The organism is Actinoplanes sp. CA-051413 (genome assembly GCF_050955795.1).
In the GTDB taxonomy this organism is placed as follows: domain Bacteria; phylum Actinomycetota; class Actinomycetes; order Mycobacteriales; family Micromonosporaceae; genus Actinoplanes.
Genome location: NZ_CP192100.1, coordinates 1,950,368 through 1,969,258, shown reverse-complemented (window position 1 = coordinate 1,969,258; position 18,891 = coordinate 1,950,368). Strand labels below are relative to the sequence as shown.

The 18,891-nt window shown below is 71.1% G+C and carries 21 protein-coding genes; 10 read left to right on the top strand and 11 right to left on the bottom strand.

Translation table 11 applies throughout. The annotated features are described in order from the left end of the window. Window positions 1–4 precede the first annotated feature (4 nt). Both ACQP2Y_RS09415 and ACQP2Y_RS09410 read left to right on the top strand, forming a co-directional pair. Window positions 5–499 (top strand): SigE family RNA polymerase sigma factor, encoded by a 495-nt coding sequence (locus tag ACQP2Y_RS09415; RefSeq protein WP_360820466.1) that lies wholly within the window; start codon window positions 5–7, stop codon window positions 497–499. Further along, window positions 496–1,164 carry a hypothetical protein gene (locus ACQP2Y_RS09410; RefSeq protein WP_433726429.1) on the top strand — a complete coding sequence of 223 codons (669 nt, stop codon included), beginning with the start codon at window positions 496–498 and terminating at the stop codon, window positions 1,162–1,164. The genes ACQP2Y_RS09415 and ACQP2Y_RS09410 overlap by 4 nt, the downstream gene beginning before the upstream one ends. Before the next feature lie 3 nt (window positions 1,165–1,167). On the opposite strand, the gene ACQP2Y_RS09405 is transcribed toward ACQP2Y_RS09410, so the two are convergent. Together ACQP2Y_RS09405 and ACQP2Y_RS09400 are read right to left on the bottom strand one after the other, a co-directional pair. Further along, window positions 1,168–3,201: a sigma-70 family RNA polymerase sigma factor gene (locus tag ACQP2Y_RS09405; protein WP_433726427.1), complete on the bottom strand. Its 2,034-nt coding sequence runs from the start codon at window positions 3,199–3,201 to the stop codon at window positions 1,168–1,170. Beyond that, window positions 3,198–3,521: a YciI family protein gene (locus ACQP2Y_RS09400; RefSeq protein WP_360820475.1), complete on the bottom strand. Its 324-nt coding sequence runs from the start codon at window positions 3,519–3,521 to the stop codon at window positions 3,198–3,200. The genes ACQP2Y_RS09405 and ACQP2Y_RS09400 overlap by 4 nt, the downstream gene beginning before the upstream one ends. 142 nt (window positions 3,522–3,663) lie before the next feature. On the opposite strand from ACQP2Y_RS09400, the gene ACQP2Y_RS09395 reads away from it, so the two are divergent. Further along, window positions 3,664–4,311 carry a DUF998 domain-containing protein gene (locus ACQP2Y_RS09395; RefSeq protein WP_433726425.1) on the top strand — a complete coding sequence of 216 codons (648 nt, stop codon included), beginning with the start codon at window positions 3,664–3,666 and terminating at the stop codon, window positions 4,309–4,311. Window positions 4,312–4,315: 4 nt separating this feature from the next. Here the strand turns inward: ACQP2Y_RS09395 and ACQP2Y_RS09390 are convergent, their stop codons facing one another. Both ACQP2Y_RS09390 and ACQP2Y_RS09385 read right to left on the bottom strand, forming a co-directional pair. Then, window positions 4,316–7,174 (bottom strand): helix-turn-helix transcriptional regulator, encoded by a 2,859-nt coding sequence (locus ACQP2Y_RS09390; RefSeq protein ID WP_433726423.1) that lies wholly within the window; start codon window positions 7,172–7,174, stop codon window positions 4,316–4,318. 59 nt (window positions 7,175–7,233) lie between these two features. Further along, entirely contained in the window at window positions 7,234–7,410 is a 177-nt protein-coding gene (locus ACQP2Y_RS09385; RefSeq protein ID WP_433726421.1) for a hypothetical protein, read from the bottom strand. 156 nt (window positions 7,411–7,566) lie between these two features. Here ACQP2Y_RS09385 and ACQP2Y_RS09380 point away from each other — a divergent pair, with 156 nt between their 5' ends. The 4 genes from ACQP2Y_RS09380 to ACQP2Y_RS09365 all read left to right on the top strand — a co-directional run bounded on the left by ACQP2Y_RS09380 (window position 7,567) and on the right by ACQP2Y_RS09365 (window position 10,073). Continuing rightward, window positions 7,567–8,259, top strand: coding sequence for a DUF4191 domain-containing protein (locus ACQP2Y_RS09380; protein WP_360548290.1), 693 nt, complete (start codon window positions 7,567–7,569; stop codon window positions 8,257–8,259). A gap of 17 nt (window positions 8,260–8,276) precedes the next feature. Next, entirely contained in the window at window positions 8,277–8,672 is a 396-nt protein-coding gene (locus ACQP2Y_RS09375) for a hypothetical protein (RefSeq protein WP_433726419.1), read from the top strand. 61 nt (window positions 8,673–8,733) lie between these two features. Further along, entirely contained in the window at window positions 8,734–9,039 is a 306-nt protein-coding gene (locus ACQP2Y_RS09370; protein ID WP_433726417.1) for a hypothetical protein, read from the top strand. Between the two features lie 140 nt (window positions 9,040–9,179). Next, window positions 9,180–10,073, top strand: a complete 894-nt coding sequence (locus ACQP2Y_RS09365) for an IS982 family transposase (protein ID WP_433721220.1) — start codon at window positions 9,180–9,182, stop codon at window positions 10,071–10,073. A gap of 20 nt (window positions 10,074–10,093) precedes the next feature. Here the strand turns inward: ACQP2Y_RS09365 and ACQP2Y_RS09360 are convergent, their stop codons facing one another. After that, window positions 10,094–10,672: a hypothetical protein gene (locus ACQP2Y_RS09360; protein WP_433726415.1), complete on the bottom strand. Its 579-nt coding sequence runs from the start codon at window positions 10,670–10,672 to the stop codon at window positions 10,094–10,096. 51 nt (window positions 10,673–10,723) lie between these two features. On the opposite strand from ACQP2Y_RS09360, the gene ACQP2Y_RS09355 reads away from it, so the two are divergent. Then, entirely contained in the window at window positions 10,724–10,930 is a 207-nt protein-coding gene (locus tag ACQP2Y_RS09355) for a hypothetical protein (RefSeq protein ID WP_433726413.1), read from the top strand. A gap of 170 nt (window positions 10,931–11,100) precedes the next feature. Here the strand turns inward: ACQP2Y_RS09355 and ACQP2Y_RS09350 are convergent, their stop codons facing one another. Beyond that, on the bottom strand, window positions 11,101–11,766 hold the full coding sequence (locus ACQP2Y_RS09350; protein ID WP_433726411.1) for a hypothetical protein: 666 nt from the start codon (window positions 11,764–11,766) through the stop codon (window positions 11,101–11,103). Window positions 11,767–11,788: 22 nt separating this feature from the next. On the opposite strand from ACQP2Y_RS09350, the gene ACQP2Y_RS09345 reads away from it, so the two are divergent. Next, entirely contained in the window at window positions 11,789–12,145 is a 357-nt protein-coding gene (locus ACQP2Y_RS09345) for an NUDIX hydrolase (protein ID WP_433726409.1), read from the top strand. Here the strand turns inward: ACQP2Y_RS09345 and ACQP2Y_RS09340 are convergent. Next, window positions 12,117–13,715 (bottom strand): ArnT family glycosyltransferase, encoded by a 1,599-nt coding sequence (locus ACQP2Y_RS09340; RefSeq protein WP_433726407.1) that lies wholly within the window; start codon window positions 13,713–13,715, stop codon window positions 12,117–12,119. The two genes, ACQP2Y_RS09345 and ACQP2Y_RS09340, sit on opposite strands and share 29 nt — an antisense overlap. Before the next feature lie 232 nt (window positions 13,716–13,947). Between ACQP2Y_RS09340 and ACQP2Y_RS09335 the strand changes: the two genes are divergently transcribed. Then, on the top strand, window positions 13,948–14,694 hold the full coding sequence (locus ACQP2Y_RS09335; protein ID WP_433726405.1) for an FkbM family methyltransferase: 747 nt from the start codon (window positions 13,948–13,950) through the stop codon (window positions 14,692–14,694). A gap of 28 nt (window positions 14,695–14,722) precedes the next feature. Here ACQP2Y_RS09335 and ACQP2Y_RS09330 read toward each other — a convergent pair whose 3' ends face one another. From ACQP2Y_RS09330 to ACQP2Y_RS09315, 4 genes are all read right to left on the bottom strand, one after another. Beyond that, window positions 14,723–15,304 (bottom strand): dihydrofolate reductase family protein, encoded by a 582-nt coding sequence (locus tag ACQP2Y_RS09330; RefSeq protein ID WP_433726403.1) that lies wholly within the window; start codon window positions 15,302–15,304, stop codon window positions 14,723–14,725. Window positions 15,305–15,370: 66 nt separating this feature from the next. Beyond that, window positions 15,371–16,210 carry a helix-turn-helix domain-containing protein gene (locus ACQP2Y_RS09325; RefSeq protein ID WP_433726401.1) on the bottom strand — a complete coding sequence of 280 codons (840 nt, stop codon included), beginning with the start codon at window positions 16,208–16,210 and terminating at the stop codon, window positions 15,371–15,373. A gap of 398 nt (window positions 16,211–16,608) precedes the next feature. Continuing rightward, on the bottom strand, window positions 16,609–17,694 hold the full coding sequence (locus ACQP2Y_RS09320; protein WP_433726399.1) for a tetratricopeptide repeat protein: 1,086 nt from the start codon (window positions 17,692–17,694) through the stop codon (window positions 16,609–16,611). Next, the gene (locus ACQP2Y_RS09315) at window positions 17,691–18,875 is read right to left on the bottom strand and encodes a tetratricopeptide repeat protein (protein WP_433726397.1); all 1,185 of its coding nucleotides are present in this window, start codon (window positions 18,873–18,875) and stop codon (window positions 17,691–17,693) included. Before ACQP2Y_RS09315 ends, ACQP2Y_RS09320 begins: the two co-directional genes overlap by 4 nt. Between the last annotated feature and the right edge of the window lie 16 nt (window positions 18,876–18,891).

Below are 18,891 nucleotides of genomic sequence, written 5' to 3'. Positions count from 1 at the left end.
GCAGGTGGGGTTCGAGGAGTACGTGAGCGAGCAGGGCCGGTCCCTGCTCCGGCTGGCGTACGTGCTGACCGGTGACGCCCACCGGGCCGAGGACCTGACCCAAACCGCGCTTGCGGACGCGTACCGGCACTGGCGCAAGGTGGCCGCCGCCCGCGAACCGGACGCGTACGTGCGCCGGATGCTGGTCAACGCCCACCTGAGCTGGCACCGGCGGCGTTCCTCGACCGAGCGGCCGACCGACCTGGCCGGCTGGGAGCCGCCGAGCGCGGCTGACCCCGCCGACGAGGTGGCGGCCCGTGACCAGCTGCGCCACGTGCTGGCGACCCTCGCTCCCCGCGCCCGGACAGCGCTTGTCCTGCGCTACTACGCCGACCTGGACGACGCCGGCATCGCCGAGGCGATGGGGGTGACCGTCAGCGCCGTCCGGGCCACCACCTCCCGGGCCCTGGCGACCCTGCGCGGCAGCGACGTCGCGGCCGCCCTCAAGGAGACGTCATGACCGACCAGCTGGAACGCGAGCTACGACTGCTGTTCGCCGAGGACGCCGACCGGGCGCCCTTCGCTCCCGGGCCCGCCGCGCTCACCGCCGGGGCACGCCGACGAGTTCGTCACGCCCGCCGCTCCCGGATCGCCTGGGGCGCCGGAGCCCTGGTGGCCGCATCCGTGGCGGCCGTCGTCGGCGCGGGTGCCCTGAGCGACCCACCACCGGCCGAACGCACCGCCACGCCACCGCTGGCTGCGTCGTCGGCTGCCCAGCGGACCGGCGCACTCCCCGATGCGGCGAACGGCTCCTGCGCCTTCGGCTACTCACCGCGCGAACTGGCCCGCCGCGCGTTCACCTTCGACGGCACCGTGACCGCCATCGGACCAGCCCATTCCGACCGCCCCAACGGCGTCCTCACCCACGTGGGCGTCACCTTCACCGTCAACGAGTGGTTCTCCGGCGGCTCCGGCGGGACCGTCACCGTCGACATGTCTTCGCCCCACGGCTACCTGGTCTGGGCGGGCTACGCGCCGGCGTACGGGATCGGCACCCGCCTGCTGGTCAGCGCCGAGCACCGCTGGGGCGGGACGACCATGGCCGACGTCATCGCCTGGGGATGCGGCTTCACCCGCTATTACGACCCGATGGCTGCGGACGAGTGGCGAGCGGCGACCCGCTGACGATCAGCCCGGCTTGAGCCGGCGCAGGGTGGCGCCGGTCGCCTGCTTGAAGAGGTATTCGGCGCGCTCGTAGGAGAGCCGGCCCCGGCCGGTGTCCGGGCAACGGTCGGCCTCCGCCGGCATCCGGGCCGGCCCCGGACGGCGATCCGCGAGGAAGAGCGGTCCACGGGTACGCCCGGCGAGCAGCTCGGGCAGCAGCCGGGCGGTGCCGGCCCGCCAGCTCACCCAGCCGGCGCCGCTGCGGGCCCGGCGGTCATCCAGATCGAGGTCCTCGACATTCAGTGCGAGCACCGCGCCGACGCCCGCGCCTGACTCGTGCAGCAGCCGCCACAGGGTCCGCTCGCGCAGCCCTACGTCGGCGCGCACCCATAGCCGGTCCAGGGCCGGCCCACTCAGCGCCTCGGTCCGGCCCCCGGTCTCCGGCCGCCGTTCAAGCCCAGCCGCAATATCCGCCGTCTTCGCGGAATTGTCGGCAGCGGTCGCTGATGTCCACCTGCTGAAGGAGCGAATCGCCGCCACGTGCCGGTTCCAGGTCCGGGGTGCGGCGTCGCCCCAGGCCGCCGCGCACGCCTGACTGACCTGCTCCGCAGTCAGCAACGCCAGCGGCATCCCGGCACCCACAGCCCGACAGAGCCGGGTCAGCGTCTGGCCGTAGGACCGCACCGTCGCCGCGTCCAGATCACGCGCCAGGAACTCGGCCACCGCTTCGCCGACCGTGCGGCCCACGGACTCCGCCGCGCCAAGCTCCGCGGCCGACGCCGGCTCCGCCTCGAAGGCAGCCACGGCCCGCCCGCGCAGGAAAGCACTCTCGGCCGCGTTACGCGCCAAGCCCGCAGCGCGAAGAAACTCCTGGCGTGCCTCCCCCACCCGACCCAGCCGCCACAACAGATCACCCCGAACCCCCGGCAACAGGTGATAGTCCCGCAACGCCGGGTCGACCAGCAGCGCATTCGCCAGGTCGAGCCCAGCCTGCGGCCCCTCGGCCATCCCCACGGCCACCGCCCGGTTCAGCTGGACGATCGGCGTCGGCAGCAGCGCGGCCAGCGCCCGGTAGAGGGCGGCGATCTGCACCCAGTCGGTGTCCGCAGCCGTGCGGGCCTGGGCGTGACAGATCGCGATTGCCGCCTGCAGGACGTACGGTCCTGGCGTACCGCCGATCTCCCGGGCCCGGAGCATCGCGGTGAAGCCGCGCCGGATCAGGAGCTGGTCCCAGCGGCCGCGGTTCTGCTCGTGCAGCTGGATCGGTTCGCCGGCCGGGCCGGTGCGGGCCGCCGAGCGGGATGCCTGGATCTCCATCAGCGCGACCAGGCCGTGCACCTCGGCCTCGTGCGGTGCGAGGTCGGCGAGCAGGCGACCCAGGCGCAGCGCCTCCTGGCCCAGGGCCGGGCGGATCAGGTCGTCGCCCGAGCTGGCCGAGTAGCCCTCGTTGAAGATCAGGTAGATGACCTCGAGGACCGAGGACAGCCGGGCGGCCAGGTCGTCCGCCTCCGGCAGGGCGAACGGCACGCCGGCCTCGGCCAGGGTGCGTTTCGCCGTGGCGATGCGGCGGGCCACGGCCGGCTCGGTGATCAGGAATGCGCGGGCGATCTCGGCGGCGGTCAGGCCGCCGACCACGCGCAGGGTCAGGGCGGCGCGCTGCTCGGTGGGCAGCACCGGGTGGCAAGAGATGAACATCAGCCGCAGAACGTCGTCGCGTTCCGCGGAGAGGTCCGGGGGCTGGTCGTGCTCGCGGGCGTACTGCTCGGCCTTGCGGTCGTGCAGGCGGGACCGGCGGATGTGGTCGACGGCCCGGCGTTTGGCGATCGCCGTCAGCCAGGCGCCGGGATTTTCCGGTACGCCGGCAGCCGGCCACTGTTCGAGGGCGGCGACGACCGCGTCCTGGGCCAGTTCCTCGGCCAGCCCCACGTCGTGCACGACGCGCATCAGCGCCGCCACGATCCGGGCCGACTCGAGTTTGACGACCGCGTTGATGCGGGCGTGGACGTCGGTCACCGCCGGCCCGGGGGCCGGGCCGGCGGTGCTCGGCGGCCGGGTCACGGGCCGAAAACCTGCTGGATGACGCTCTCGCCGTCACCGACGATGCGGCGGAAACGGCGGGCCAGCTCGATGGCCTCCTCGCGGGAGCGGGCCTCGATCAGGGCGAAGCCGGCCACCGCTTCCTTGGCCTCGGTGAACGGCCCGTCGGTCACGGTGATCTCGTCGCCGACCGAGGTGACCCGGACGCCGCCGGGCTCCAGGCCGCCGGTGGCCAGCAGGACCCCGGCCGCGGTCAGCTCCTCGATGAACTTGCCCATCTCGGCGTACAGGTTCTCGTCGGCGGACTGCTCGGTGGGGCGGGTCGTCATCAGGTAGCGCATTTCTTGCTCCGTTCTCGGTGGTTGCCGTGTGCACCAGCGTCGAACGATCCATGTGACAGGTAATGGAACCATTCCCTGTCACATCGCGGAACCGACGTAGCGGCAAGAACCGCAGCTTACGAATCGCAGAGAGGCTCAGACCATGACCACGCTCGCCGCCCGTACCGTGAATGTCACCGCCACCACCCGCACCCGGGCCCTGCTCACCTGCGCCGCCGTCGGCGGGCCGCTGTGGGCGGCCGTCGCTCTCGCCCAGGCCGCCACCCGGGACGGCTTCGACCTGACCCGGCATCCGCTCAGCGTGCTCAGCAACGGCTCGCTCGGCTGGTTGCAGATCACCAACTTCGTCGTCGCCGGCGTGCTGACCATGATCGGGGCGGCCGGGCTGCGACGGGCCCTGCCGAGCCGGTGGCTGCCCCGGCTGGTCGCGGCGAACGGGGCCGGCATGTTCGCCGCCGGCGTCTTCACCATGGACCCCGCGGACGGCTTCCCGGCCGGCACACCGTACGGGATGCCCGCGACGCTCAGCTGGCACAGTTACGGCCACATGGCCGCCGGCACGGTCGCCTTCGCGGCGTCGATCGCCGCCTGTTACGTGCTGGCCCGGCACTTCGGCCGCGCGGGGCAGCGGGCCGCCGCCGTGGGGTCCGCGGTGGCCGGCACGGCGCTGCTGGCCGGCGACCTGTGGGCGATGAGCGGTGGCGCCGCTGGCTCCCTGACCCTGGCGGTCGGCGCGATCACCGCGCTGCTGTGGGTCTCCGGGGTCGCGGCGTGGCTGGCCCGGCGCTGAGCCGTCAGTCGTCGAGCAGTCCCAGGCGGTGCGCGACCGCGGCGGCCTCGCCGCGGCTCGCCACCGCCAGCTTCGCGATGATCCGGGAGACGTGCACGCTGGCCGTCTTCGGCGAGATGTAGAGCTGCTTGGCGATGCCGCTGTTGCTCAGCCCCTCGGCCACCAGCCGCAGCACCTCGCGTTCCCGGTCGGTCAGTGTCTCCGTACCCGTGACAGCCGGATGTGCCGCCGAGCGCAGGCCGATCCGGCGGGCCAGGGTGTCCGCGGCCTCCGCCAGCGGCCGGGCGCCCAGCGCACCCGCCACCGCGGCCACCTCCTCGACCGCTTCCGCCGCGCCCGGGCGGTCGCCGGCCCCGGCCGCGGCAGTGGCCAGCCCCAACAGCGCCACCGCCAGCGGATAGCGCTGACCGTCGACCCGCCACGCGGCCACCGCCTCGCGCCACAGCTCCGGCCGGCCGGTCAGCGTGGCGGCGAGCTGCGTCGCGTACGCGCGGTCGCTCGGATAGCGCTGCGGCATCGCCCCGGCGAGTTGCCTGATCCGGGCGGCCAGTTGGTCGTCGGCCGACTCACTGGCGGCCGTGGCCGCGACGGCGAGCAGGGGCCAGCCGTAGCGGGGGCGGTCGGCGAGCGTCGGCTCCTCCACCGCCGCCCGGGCCGCGGTGAGCGCCGCCGCCGGGTCGCCGGTGTGCCGGGCGAGCGAGATGCGCAGCTCCAGCAGGGACAGCTTGTTCTCCCGGTGCAGGAACTGGCGCCCGAGGAACGCAATCGCCCGGTGGGCCAGCGGCTCGGCGCCCTCGTGCCCGCGGGCCAGCCGCAGCGCGGTCCGCAGCCGCATCCACGGCAGCGCCAGCGTGCCGGGCGGATCGAGGCGCGCGGCCTCGGCGCACCGGGCGTCAGCCTCGTCCCAGCGGCCCAGGGCCATCAGCGCCTCGGCGTTGTTGGCCAGCAGGAACACCCCGGTGGTGCGGTGCACCCCCACCCGGTCCGCGTACGGCACGCCCTCGGCCGCCGTGGCCGCGGACTCCTCGTAGCGGCCCAGCTCGAACAGGGTGTCGGAGACGTTGACCAGCGCGCGGGCGAGGTTGGGCAGGTCGCCGGTCTCGCGGGCGCGTACCGCGGCGGCCTGCATCGCGGGCAGCGCCTCCACGGCCGACAACCGGCCGCCGCACACCTGGCCGTACGTGATGGTCGCGGACACCTGCGCGGACACGTCGCCGATCTCGCGAGCGGCGGCCATGGCCTCCTCGGCGACCCGGCCGGCCTCCTCGTCGTCGACCCCGCCGAGCGCGTACGCGACGTCGGCGATCAGCGTGACCCGTTCCTGCGACGGCGGCGCCGCGCGGAGCAGGCGGTATGCCTCCCGGGCCTCCGCCGCGCCGTCGCTGGTGCCCGCGTTGTAGAGCAGCTTGCTGCGCCGCACGAGCAGCCGGGCCGCGCGCACCGGCTCGGCCTCGACGTCCAGGTCGGCCAGCGCCGCCTTGGTCAGCTTGAGCGCGCGCTGGTGGTCGCCGGCGTCGATGGCCACCAGGCCGGTCTCCTCGAGCAGGTCGAGGTGGCTGGCGCCGAGCAGCTGCGCCGCCTCGGGGACCTGCTCCCACAGCTCCAGGACCCGCTCCAGCAGCCGGGCCTGCTCCGCGTACGCGTACCGCCGGCCGGCCGCCTGCGCCGCGCGGCGGGCCGCGGTCAGGGCCTTGGGATGGTCGTGGGCCGCGTACCAGTGATGAGCGATCTCGGCCGGGGCCCGGCCCATCGCGACCAGCTGCGGCTCGGCCTCGACCGCCTCCGCGTAGCGGGCGTGCAGCCGGGCGTGCTCGCCCGGCAGCAGGTCGTCGTGGACGGCCTCGCGCACCAGCGCGTGCCGGAACTCGTAGCCGCCGTCGGCGTCGAAGACGATCAGCTGGGCCGCGACGACGGCCCGCAGCGCCGACTCCAGGTCGGCCTCGTCGATGCCGGCGACCCGGCTGAGCAGCTCGTGACCGAACTTGGTGCCGCCGACCGCGGCCACCCGCAGCACCCGCTGGGCAGCGTCGCTGAGCTGGTCGACCCGGGTCAGCAGCAGGTCGCGCAGACTGTGCGGGATGTCGCAGCAGGTCGGGTCGGCGGACGCGGCGAACTGCTCGATGAAGAACGGGTTGCCCTGGGCGCGCTCGTGGACGGCGTCGACCGTGCGCGGCTCCGGCTCGGTGCCGAGCAGGTGGGCCAGCATCTCGGCGGTGCCGTCGCGGTCGAGGCGGTCCAGGTCGGCGCGTTGCACGCCGCGGACCCGGTCCAGCTCGGCCAGGAACGGCCGCAGCGGATGGCCGCGGTGCAGTTCATCAGTGCGGTACGTGGCCAGCAGCAGCACGTGCGGCAGCCGGGCGGAGCGGATCAGGAAGCCGATCAGGTCCCGGGTCGAGCGGTCGGCCCAGTGCAGGTCCTCGATCACCAGCACCAGCGGCTGCCGCTCGGCGAGCCGGTCGAACAGGGCCGCGACCAGCTCGAACAGGTAGCCGCGGCGGGCCTCGCCGACGGCGTCCGGTGGCGGCGGGCCCAGCTCGGGCAGCAGCCGCGCGAAGTCCTGCTCGCGCCCGTCGAGCACCTGGGGGCCGTCGGTGTGCACCAGCCGGCGCAGCGCGGCCGCGAACGGCGCGAAGGGCAGGCCCTCCTCGCCGAGCTCCAGGCACTGACCGGTGAGCACCCGGGCGCCCTCCGCGGTGGCCAACCGGCAGAACTCCTCCACCAGGCGGGTCTTGCCGACGCCCGCCTCGCCGCCGACCAGCACGGTCGACGGCTCGGCGTTGCGGGTGCGCTTCAGGGCGTCGCGCAGCACGGCGAGATCGGCCTCCCGGCCGACCAGGAACTCACTGCTGGCTTGCGCCGTCACGCCGTCGAGCATGTCATGCCACGGACCCGGCGCGCCTGCCCCGAAAAGCACGGTCATGACTACGCGGACGCCTGCCCGTGCGGGGGCCGGCGGGTGGGCCAATGCCACCGGGAGCGCCGGTGCCGGCCCGCGGCGACCTCGTGGGCGAGGTGATCCGCGGCGGCGGCGCTGCGCCACTCCCGGGAGCGCTGGCGGTGGAGGTCGAGCTGGAATTCGGGGTCACTGAGCGGGAACATCACAACTCCTCGCGATCGGTCGTCCTTGCTGTCCTCGACTCTTCGCGGGAAGGTGCCGGCGCCGCATGGGGAAGGTCCCCCATATTCGCCGCCCGGGTGCCTCAGCTGAGGGTCCTGGGCGAGTAAGGCACCCGGCTGACCACTACACTTTCGGGTATGGCAAAACCCCAGGAGAAGGTGTCGTTCGTCGAGCGCCTGAAGCAGATCGGCCAGGTGTTCGCGTTCACGGCGCGGCAGGACAAGTGGTTCGTCCCGCTGATCGTCGCGGCGGTGCTGATCCCGCTGGCCGTGACCGTGCTACTCGTCCTCCTGGGCCTGGGCTGGATCTGGATCCCGATCGGCGTCATGGTCACCCTGCTGGCCGCCCTGATCGTGCTCAACCTGCGGTCGAACACCGCGATGATGAACGCCGCCGAGGGCCAGCCCGGCGCGGCCGCCTCGATCATGGAGAACATGCGCGGCGACTGGCGGGTCCGCCCGGCGGCCAGCTCCACCACCCAGTTCGACATGGTGCACATCGTGATCGGCCGCCCCGGCGTGATCCTGCTGGGCGAGGGCCAGCCGCAGCGCGTCCGCAACCTGATGGGCCAGGAGAAGCGCCGCCTGTCCAAGGTCATCGGCAGCGCCCCGATGTACGACTACATGATCGGCCCCAACGAGGGCGAGCTGTCGATCCGCAAGCTGCGCACGACAGTGATGAAGCTGCCCCGCAACCTGACCGGCAAGGACGTCAACGCCCTGGACAAGCGGCTGGGCGCGCTGATGGCCCGCCCGCAGATGCCCAAGGGCGCGATCCCGAAGAACATGCGCCCGGGCGGCAAGGGCATGCGCCAGCCGCGCCCCCGCTGACCTCTACGCTGACGGCCATGATCGACAGGCCGAGTCAGACGTGGCAGCGCCGGGTGGCCGAGCAGGAAGCGGCGGTCGCGGCGGGGAAGCTCCCCCAGGACCAGGCGTACGCCGCGGAGCTGTGGCCGGCCGAGGCGACTGCGGCGGTCGACGTTGTGCTGGCGGCGTACGCGCAGGAGCTCGCAGACCTCCCGGCCGTCACGGACGAGGCGGCGTGGGCGGCGGTGGAACGGGTGGTGCTCGCGCTCAACGCCATCGACGAGCAGCAGGCGGTGATCGAGACCGGCGAGCGCGAGGAACTGTGCGAGTACATCGACGCCGTGCTGACCGAGGCGGGCGTTGACGTCACGGCGCTGACGGCCGGGCGAAGCCCGCACCGAGCCGAGCTGACCGATGCCTGGCGCAACTGGTGAGCAGCTGAGCGAGGAGCTCGCCCGGGCCATGCCGCGTTGAAGGTCTTGGCATACTCGCCCGATGCCGACCATGCTCCCGCCGGACGCCGCACGGTTCGAGATCCGTGACGGCGTACCCGTGCTCGCCCTCGCCGCCGACGTGCCCGCCCACGCCGCGACCGGCGAATGTTCCCTGATGAACCGCGTCACCCTGGTCGTCGTGGACGGCCCGGGCGACGAAGGATTCCTGCTGCCCCGGATGACGCCCGGCGGCGACACCGCGCCGGCCGGCTGGGACGAGGCGGTCGAGCGGGCGGGCGGCAGCCAGGTGATTTTCGGGTACGGCGACAACGCTCCGCTGGTCTTCGCGCGCAGCGTCGGCTCCTAGACGAGTAAGTCCTTACTCGTTGAGCAAGTGAGCTGCGGTGGGGTCTGTACGCGTGACTACTGAGCACGTGCACTGAGCACGTGCACTGAGCGGTTGGACGCTTGGCCCGCGTAAAGGTGAAGGGTGTCGATGATCTGTTTGTGACGACAGACATCAACACCCTTCTCATCGCACTCTACGTGAAGATCGACGACTGGCTCGGGAAGCGTCGTCGGACCGGGCGTCCTCCGAAGCTGTCCGACGCCGAACTATTGACCATCGCGGTGGCTCAGGCCCTGCTCGGGATTCGTTCCGAGGCCCGGTGGCTGCGGTTTTTGCCCAAGCATCTGCCCGGCGCGTTCCCGTATCTGCCCGGTCAGTCCGGCTACAACAAGCGCCTGCGGGCCGCGCTGCCGCTACTCAAGAAGGCTATCCGGCTGGTCGCTTCGGACACTGACCTGTGGCACGACGACGTATGGGTCACCGACTCCACCCCGGTCGAGTGCGGCCGGTCCCGGCCCACGGCGAAACGCTCCGAGCTGGCCGGCTGGGCCGGCTACGGCTACTGCGCCTCACACTCCCGGTTCTTCTGGGGGCTGCGCCTACATCTGATCTGCACACCCTCGGGCCTGCCGATCGCCTGGTCCCTGGCGACCGCGAAGACCGACGAACGCCAGGTCTTAACCGCTGCCCTGGAAGACGACCCCAGCCTGCTCGAGGCCCGGCCGGGACAGCTGATCATCGCGGACAAAGGCTATGTCTCCGCCGAACTTGACCGTTGGCTCGCTGATCGCGGAGCCCGGCTACTGCGCCCTTCCTACCGCAACCGGACTGCACACCCTGGCGAGCACCTACTCAAACCCGTCCGGCAGTTGATCGAATCGGTCAACGACACGTTGAAAGGCCAGCTCGACCTGGAGCTGCACGGCGGCCGCAGCATCGAAGGCGTCGGTGCCCGCATCGCGCAACGCCTCCTCGCCATGACCGCCGCGATCTGGCACAACCGCGCCACCGGCCAACCCTTGACCAGGTCCTTGATCGCTTACGACCACTGACTCAGTTAGGACTTACTCGTCTAGTAGTACCGGGGCTGGCTTTCCGCCGGATCGGCCGCGACGACGTCGAGCCGCGGGTCAGCGACCAGGGCGTCGACGGCCGCCCGCTCGGCGCCGATCCCGGCCCAGTGCGGGTCGACGTCACTCGTGAAGCACCAGCGCTGATCAGCCGGCCAGACAAACGCCGGCGGCGCGATGGGCTGCCCGCCGCCGAAGTCGGCCTCCCAGTGATCGATGTCCCGCAGCCGGCTCCGGAACAGGGCGAAGCGCCGATGGGGTAGGTCAATCAGGCGCGCCTCCGGCGGGAGCGGGATGTCGGAGTAGCCCTCCCAGACGCAGAAGTAGCACTCGTCCGGGGTGTTCGTGAACGGCGCGAGCCGGTGCAACGTCCGCCGCGCCTGCGCGATGTCCGACGGATGATCGTCGGGAACGTCGGCGTCGGCCTCCTCCTGACCGAGCCGGACCGGGTCGGGAATGTAGCGAAGGCGGGCGTACGCCTCGAAACCCGCCGGCCCGAACGTGATCAGTCGCAGGTCTGGCGCCCCGGACCGGACGAGCCAGTCCGCAGGAGTCGGGTCGGGGCAGAAACTGAATTTCATCGTCCTGTCGCCCCTTCAGAGCGTGTGGCGGTCATCACCTACCGTGAGGGCATGACACTCTTGATCTTCCTGGCCGGTATCGCCGCAGCGATCGCCATGGTGGCCGGGTCCGTCGCCTGGCGCGATCGGCGCAGCCGGGGATCGTTCGTGGACCCGTCCGTCAGCCGTGACGCTCTCGTCCAGGCGGACCGGCAAGCCGTCCAGGCCCGCCTGGCGTTCGCGGAAATGCCCGTGACGGACTTCCTGCCCCCTCGGTAGACAGCGTCCGCCGGCCGGCTGGAACGAGCGTAGCGTCGGAGGGCATGAGCAAGCCCTGGAAGTGCCGGCTCGGGTGGCATTCATGGGTTCGGCGGCACGATACGCAGGACCCGAACCTGAAGGTCTGCCGGCGGTGCGGCAAACACACGGACGTCGGCGGCCTCGGCGGACTAGGGGCCCGATTCGGCTGAGGCCGCTGATCTGCCACCGGCGAGCGATGACGTCGCGGCGGCGGCGCGGATCAGCTTTCTCACCCGCCACCAGGCGAACGCGGCCGCCAGTGCACCGGCGCCCACCGCGCAGCCGACCGCCAGCCACGGCTGGTCGTCGGTGAACCGGGTCTCGATCAGCCAGGCCACCGCCGCGCCGGTCAGGCCCGCGCTGGTCACGTCCACGATCGAGCGTTCCCGGTCGAGGCCGCCGCCGCGCCACCAGCGGACCACGGTCACCGGCAGGGCCAGAGCGATAGCCGCGACCAGCGCGACCAGCGGTCCGTAGGTCCGGTCCGGGATCGGCGGCTTGTACTCCAGGGTCTGCGCCGCGGTGAAGGCCAGGGCGATCGCGCTCAGCGCGCTGGACTGGGCGAGCAGCACACGGTCGAGGCCACGCTGCAGCGACCCGGCGACCGCCGCCGCTGCCTGCTCCCCCACCTCGGTCGCCTTGAGCCGGGCCGACTCCAGGTAGTTCTCCTCGGCCTGGAGCTGCTCCAGCGTCCACTGGCTCAGCTCGCGGTCGCTCTCCGGGACGTTCTCCGCGCCGAGCGTGCGGCGCCCGAGCGGCGACCTCGGCACGTACATCCGGTTGGTGCCGGCCGGCAACGCGGCCGGAGTGGTCATCCTGCCGGTCCACAACGGACGCGTGGTGCTCGTCCGCCACTTCCGGCACGCGACCCGGAACTGGCAGTGGGAGCTGCCGCGCGGTTTCGGGATGCCCGGCACCGACCCGGCCGACGACGCCCGGCGCGAGTTGCGCGACGAGATCGGCGTCGAGGCGGCCAAGCTGCACGAGCTGGGCACGATCTACCCGGACACCGGGATGACCGCCGCGGCCGTCCGCGAGGAAGGCATCACCGAGATCCGGGAGGTGTCCCCGGAGGAGCTGGCCGGCCTGATCCGCGACGAGTCGATCAAGGACGGTTTCACGATCACCGCGTACACCCGGGCCGTCCTGCGCGGCCACCTGGACTTCAGCGGGCCGGCGGCACCCGGTAGATGAAGATCGAGTGGCCGACCTGGTCGATGCGGACGCCCCGGGCAACGAGCTCCCGGAGCTGGGGCGTCAGATTGGTCAGCTGGGTCACCGATATCGCGAGCAGGCCGCTGACCTCCGACGGCGGCACCTTCAGCGGATCCCCGGCGTCGATGCCGTAGTAGCCGGCCATGGCCCGGTTGCGGTGCACCAGCCAGACCCGTTCACCCGGATACCGCTCCTGGAGGTGCAGGGCGAGCCGGTACAGGTCCTGATACCAGTCCACGTTGGACGAACCCAGTCGCAGGTAGGTCTTCGCCGGACCGCCGAAGGCCTCGTTCGAGTAAGGCAGGTAGTAGGGGAAGGCGCGCACCGAACTGACGGCGACGAAGGCCACCAGCAGGACCGCGACCGCCTGCACCCACCGCCACCGGACGGCGGTGACAGCAGCTGCCGCCACGGCCAGCAGCACCGGTACGAAGATGGCGTAGCGCACGCCCCAGTCCCGGCTGCCCTGCATGGCCGCCACCAGCAGCACTACCGTCGGCAGCAGCACGTAGAGCGCCGCCGGCCGCAACCGGCGCACCGCGAGCATCGTTACGGTGCCGGCCAGCCACAGGGCCAGCATGCCCAGCGGCGTCTTGATCAGCAGCGCGGCCGGCAGGTAGTACCAGCGGTGCCGCGAGTACGTGTCGCCCAGCAGGAAGCCGCCCCAATCCCGGTCCTCCAGTCCGAGCTGGACGCGCAGCCCGTCCCCGTAGGCGCGCGGGAACGGCAGCCAGTCGACAAGGTGACCGACCGTCCCGTTGATCACCGGCAGGTCGGGCGGCGCCACCCAGTGCAGCCGCGTATCAACGATCAGATAGGTGAGCCATACCGTTGCGACGGCCACGACGCCGACGCCGACCATGGCGGCGACCGCGGTCAGCAGCCGGGGCACGCGCCGCAGGCCCGGCTGGGCGTGCCACGCGGACACGGCGGCCAGCAGCAACAGGACCGGCACCACGACGAGCGTGTTCATCTTCGTGGCCGGTGCGGCTCCGAGGGCCAGCCCGGCCGGGGCCAGATACACCCACGGATGGCGCCTCATCCGCCAGACCAGCCAGGCGGCGGCCAGCACAAAGCCGGCTGCGGGGAGGTCGACCCCGGCCAGCGAGCCGTACGTGATCACGTCCGGCGAGAACGCGTACAACGCGAGCGCCAGCAGACCCCCACCCGATCCGGTGATGTCGCGGGCGAACGCGAAAACCATCAGCCCGAACAGCAGCGTCAGTACGATCATCGGCAGCCGGGCGTACCAGAGAATGCGCTGGGCCCCGTTGCCGTGCTCGTAGAGCACATCCGTCCCGGCCTGATATTGATTCTTGTCCGGGCCCGCATCGATGCGCGCATCGGCGAAAGCGAGGCCGGCGGCCATCACCAGCTTGGCCAGCGGCGGATGTTCGGGGTTGTAGCGCAGCTCGTGATGCCGCAGGTAGATGACGGCCGCGGCGATGTACACACCCTCGTCCGCGGTCTGTGACTGCTGCCGCGCCGCGGTGACCATCACAAAGGCCATCTGCGCCAGCAGCGCGACGACCCCCAGGGCGACAAGCACTTTCCGGTACGGGCGACGGCGCGTCGGCGGCCGCGGCGGCGGGATCCCGCTCGCCGTCACCCGCTCCCTTGTGCGCTGCCGCGGAATGCGCCACGCCGTCTGCTTCAACTGGGAAAGTCCCACCCGATGACCAGTAGTATTTTCATCGCTCCCGGTAAAGGATGCCGATGGACAACCGACAGGCGTAAGCCCCGTGATGTCGGCGGGCTCCGCAAACAGACAGGGTAGTCGCATGGATCCAACGGCAGAGCCGATGATCACCGTCAAACGACACGGCATCACCAGCCGCTTCGACATGTCACCGTGGCCGCCGGATGCCCCGCCCACCCTCTACAAGCCGTTCTTCACCAACCAGTTCTACGAGCAGAAGTTCCTGGACTACATCCGCACCCTGAACAAGCGCGGTGTGTACGTGGACGCCGGCTCCTGCCTGGGCACCCACACGGTCTGGTTCGGGATGTACTGCCCGTCGACTCACGTGCACGCCTTCGACCCCCGCGAGCGCTGCGCCGGGTGGACCCAGATGAACGTCGACGTGAACGACCTCACCAGCAAGGTGACGGTGCACCACGTCGGCCTGGGCAGCGAGCCCGGACAGGCCAAGTCGTTCCTGGACGGGGTCTGGGAGCACTTCGACGTCGTACCCCTGGACAAGGTCGTCCGCGGCAAGGTCGTCGTCCTGAAGATCGACGTGGAAGGCATGGAGGAGCAGGTGCTGAAAGGCGCCCGCCGCATCCTCCGCGGCCACCACCCGATCGTCTTCGCCGAAGCCTTCGGCGAGCCGGAACGCGCCACGATCGAGGCGGCGCTGAAGCCGTACGGCTACCGCCCGACCGGCCGGGTCTTCAACGCCACGCCGACGTATGAGTTCGTCTACGAGCGGTCCCGGCCGAAGGAGCTGCTGTACAGCTTGGGCCGCAAGCTCCCGAAGCCACTGCGCAAGCGGCTGGTCCAGCTGCGGGACAAGCTGCGCGGCTGAACAGGTACGCGGCTTTTGGCGGACCCGGTCAACGGCGCACCTGGTAGCGCAGGTGCAGCACCCGGTCACCCTGGATCACCACGTCCGGGTCCGCCAGCAGCTGCTGCGCGTCGACCGACCCGAAGAAGCGTTTGCCGGACCCGAACACGACGGGCACGACGTCCATCCGCACCTCATCGACCAGGCCCGCGGCAAGCGCCTGGCCACCGACGTCACCGGCGGCGACCTCGACCAAACGGTCACCCGCAAGCTCCTGCGCCTTGGCCACGGCGGCCTCGACCCCGTCGACGAAGTGAAACGGCGCCGCGTGGTCCCAGCCCTCAGGCGCCGGCCGGTGCGTCACGACAACCACGTGGTCGATCCCGCTCGGCGGCTTCCCGTCCCAGCCGTCCGTCATGTAGAAGACGTGGCGGCCGGCGATGGTCACCCCGATCTCGGCCCAGTACGCCCGGGTGTGGTCGTAGGAGGCCTGCGACACCTTCAGCACGCCACTCTCGTCCAACGGGACGTCACCGCTGGTCAACCAGTCGAACAACGGTCCGGGCTGGTCATTCTCGTCCGCGATGAAGCCGTCCACCGACACCGAGCTGTACATGACCACTTTGCCCACAGGACTCTCCTCTGCTTGGGGATGCCCCCAAATTAGCGGGTCACGGGCTGCCGCTCTTGTAAGAAATCAATCGGCCGGCAGCGGCCAGCCGTCCAGCACGTGCCCGGGATGCTCGCGCATGAACCGCCGCCGGACCTCGACATACCGCGTAGGGGTGAGCCCGGTGAACGCCCGGAACTCATGGCCGAAATGGGCCTGATCGAAATAGCCGGCGCCACTGGCGAGATCGGCCCAGTCGACCGGTTCGGCGGGATTGATCGAGAACACGGTGGCGGCGAAGCGGTGGCTGCGGGCCAACCGCTTCGGCGTGACACCGACGAGCTCCTTGAACCGCTGGGCCAGGTGAGTGCTGCTGACACCGGCTGAAACCCTCAGGTCGTCGATGGCCACCGCCCCGCTGGTCGCAGCGATGACCCGGCTCGTGTGCCGTACCAGCCCCAGGCCGGCGGTCTCGCCCAGCCGCCGCATCAGCTCCTCCTCGAGCAGCGTCAGCATCTCGCGCGGTCCCCCGGCCGTGGCCAGCCGGTCCCGCAGCTCGGCGACGGCGGGCCGACCCCAGACCTGCTCCAACGTCACCGGCCGATCGCACAGCTCGGCCGCGGGCATGGGCAGGAACGGCGCCGGCCCCCACGTCTTGAAGTGCACGCCGACGGACCGGGTCCGGGGCGGGTAGCCGAACTCCAGCGCGCGGGTGGGCATGGTGACCACGCATCCGTCGGCGTACTCGGCCGCCTCGATGTCGGCGCCGGCGCGGATCCGGAACGGCGGCCCGAGGTTGACGATGAGGAACGCCGCCGGACTGGCCGGCAGCGTCAGCCGGGCGTACGGCGGCGCGCCCTCCAGGTAGTAGAGGTCGTCGATCAGCTCGTCCAGCGGTGGCCGCGGCGCTCGGGACACGTACTCCACGCCCCCAGCATCGCGGCCAGGGTGTTCGCGATCAACCCCGCCGGCATTGCGCGCCGCCGCTACCGCCGCCTGAGCTGACCACACAAGCCGCCCCATCGGTGTCGCACTGACGCGGCAGTCGTCCCTCACCTGACGTGCGTCGAGTTGGATCCGGCCACCCTAGGGTTCGGTCGTGGTCGAAGCGCTGGCTCCTCGCACCGCCAGGATCGTCGTCGCGGGGGCGCTGATCGTCGGTCTGTCGTGCGGGTGCGCTGGTCTGCTTTCCGCGCTCCCCCGGTTGCTCGGACCGTAATGAGCGGTTCGCCGCCACGCTCGCGATCTCCCGACCCTACGAGCGATGCTCGCCTCCCGGCCGCCTACCGCCGGCCGGTGCACCTCGACCCACCGCGCCGTCGACGTCACGCCGACCCGACCCCGGCAGCTGAACCGCCCTGCTCCTGCTCACGCCGGACCTGATTCAGCATGGCGGTGTCAGACTCCAGATCAGGATGACCGACCTGCCGGTCAAGATCCACCACCTGCTCCAGCTCTACGACAGCCCGATCGAGCTCACCTTCCCGCCGATAGATCATCGCCATGTTGAACCTGGTGACCGCCTCACCGGCCCGATCGCCGACCTCCCGAAGGAGGAGCAAGGCCTGCTCGAAGTAGGAAAGGGCTCGCTGCCGGTCACCCCACATGTCGTAGACCAGGCCGATGTTGTTGAGGGTGGCGGCTTCCCCGGCGCGGTCGCCGACCTCCCGCCGAATGGGCAGGGCCTGCTCGTAGTAGCTGAGGGCCTGCTGCCGATCACCCAGCCCGTTGTGGACCAGGCCGATGTTGTTGAGGGTGGTGGCTTCCCCGGCGCGGTCGCCGACCTCCCGCAAGAGGAGCAGGGCCCGCTCGTAGTAGCTGAGGGCCTGCTGCCGATCACCCAGCCCGTTGTGGACCAGGCCGATGTTGTTGAGGGTGGCAGCTTCCCCGGCCCGGTCGCCAACCTCCCGCCGAATGGGCAGAGACCGCTCGTAGTAGCTGAGGGCCTGCTGCCGATCACCCAGCCCGTTGTAGACGGCGCCGATGTTGTTGAGGGTGGCGGCTTCCCCGGCCCGGTTACCGACCTCCCGCAGGATGGGCAAAGCCTGCTCGAAGTAGGTGAGGGCCTGCTGCCTGTCACCCAGCCCGTCGTAGACGCCGCCGATGTTGCTGAGGGTGGCTGCTTCATTGCCGCGGTCGTCGGCGATTTGGTAGAGCTCCAAGGCCCGGGCGTAGGACTCCAGCGCCGCCCACGGAGAGCCGGTCGAGTGTTGCGCCCACCCCCGTTGGTAATGGGCACTGGCGTCATCACCCAAAGTGAGGGTGTGTTCGGCCAGCCGGGCGACATCGGCGAACCGGGACCGGGCCAGCCACACCCGGCCCAGCCCACCCCCAACCCTACGAGCGATGCTCGCCTCCCGGCCGGCTACCGCCAGCCGATGCACCTCCACCCACCGCGCCGTCGACGTCACGCCGACCCAGCCCCCGCAGCTGAACCGCCCTGCTCCTGCTCACGCCGGACCTGCTCCAGCATGGCGGTGTCAGACTCCAGATCAGGATGACCGACCTGCCGGTCAAGACCCACCACCTGCTCCAGCTCTACGACAGCCCGATCGAGCTCACCACCCCGCCGATAGATCATCGCCAGGTTGTACCGGGTGACCGCTTCCCCGAACCGATCGCCGACCTCCCGCAAGATAGGCAGGACCTGCTCGTAGTAGCCAAGGGCCCGCTGCTGGTCACCCAGCCCGTTGTAGACCATGCCGATGTTGTTGAGGGTGGCGGCTTCCCCGGCCCGGTCACCGACCTCGCGCCGGATGGGCAGCGCCTGCTCGTAGTAGGAGAGGGCTTGCTCCCGGTCGCCCATCCCGAGGTGGACACCGCCGATGTTGTTGAGGATGGTGGCTTCCCCAACCCGGTCACCGACTTCCCGCGTGATGGGCAGGGCCTGCTCGTAGTAGGAGAGGGCTTGCTCCCGGTCATGCAGCCCGTGGTAGGCACCGCCGATGTTGCTCAGGGTGGTGGCTTCCCCGGCTCTGTCGCCGACCTCCCGCAGGATGAGCAGGGCCTGCTCGTAGTAGGACAGGGCTTGCTCCTGATCACCAAGCCGCTTATAGACCAGGCCGATATTGTTGAGGGTGGCGGCTTCCCCGCCCAGGTCACCGACCTCCCGCAGGATGAGCAGGGCCTGCTCGTAGTAGGTCAGGGCCCGCCGCCTGTCACCCAGCCCGTCGTAGACCAAGCCGATATTGTTGAAGGTGGCGGCTTCCCCGGCCCGGTCACCGACCTCCCGCAGGATGAGCAGGGCCTGCTCGTAGTAGGTCAGGGCCCGCCGCCTGTCACCCAGCCCGTCGTAGACCAAGCCGATATTGCTGAGGGTGACTGCTTCATTGCCGTGGTCTTCGGCGGTTTGGTAAAGCTTGAGGGCCCGGGCGTAGGAATCCAGCGCCGCCCACGGGGAGCCAGTCGAGTGTTGTGCCCAGCCCAGTTGGTAGTGGGCGCTGGCGTCATCGCCCAAAGTGAGGGTGTGTTGGGCCAGCCGGGCGACATCGGCGAACCGGGATCGGGCCAGCCATACCCGGCCGAGCGCACCCCCGACCATGCGAGCGATGCTCGCCTCCCGGCCGGCTACCGCCAGCCGATGCACCTCCACCAGGCGATTTGCTGTC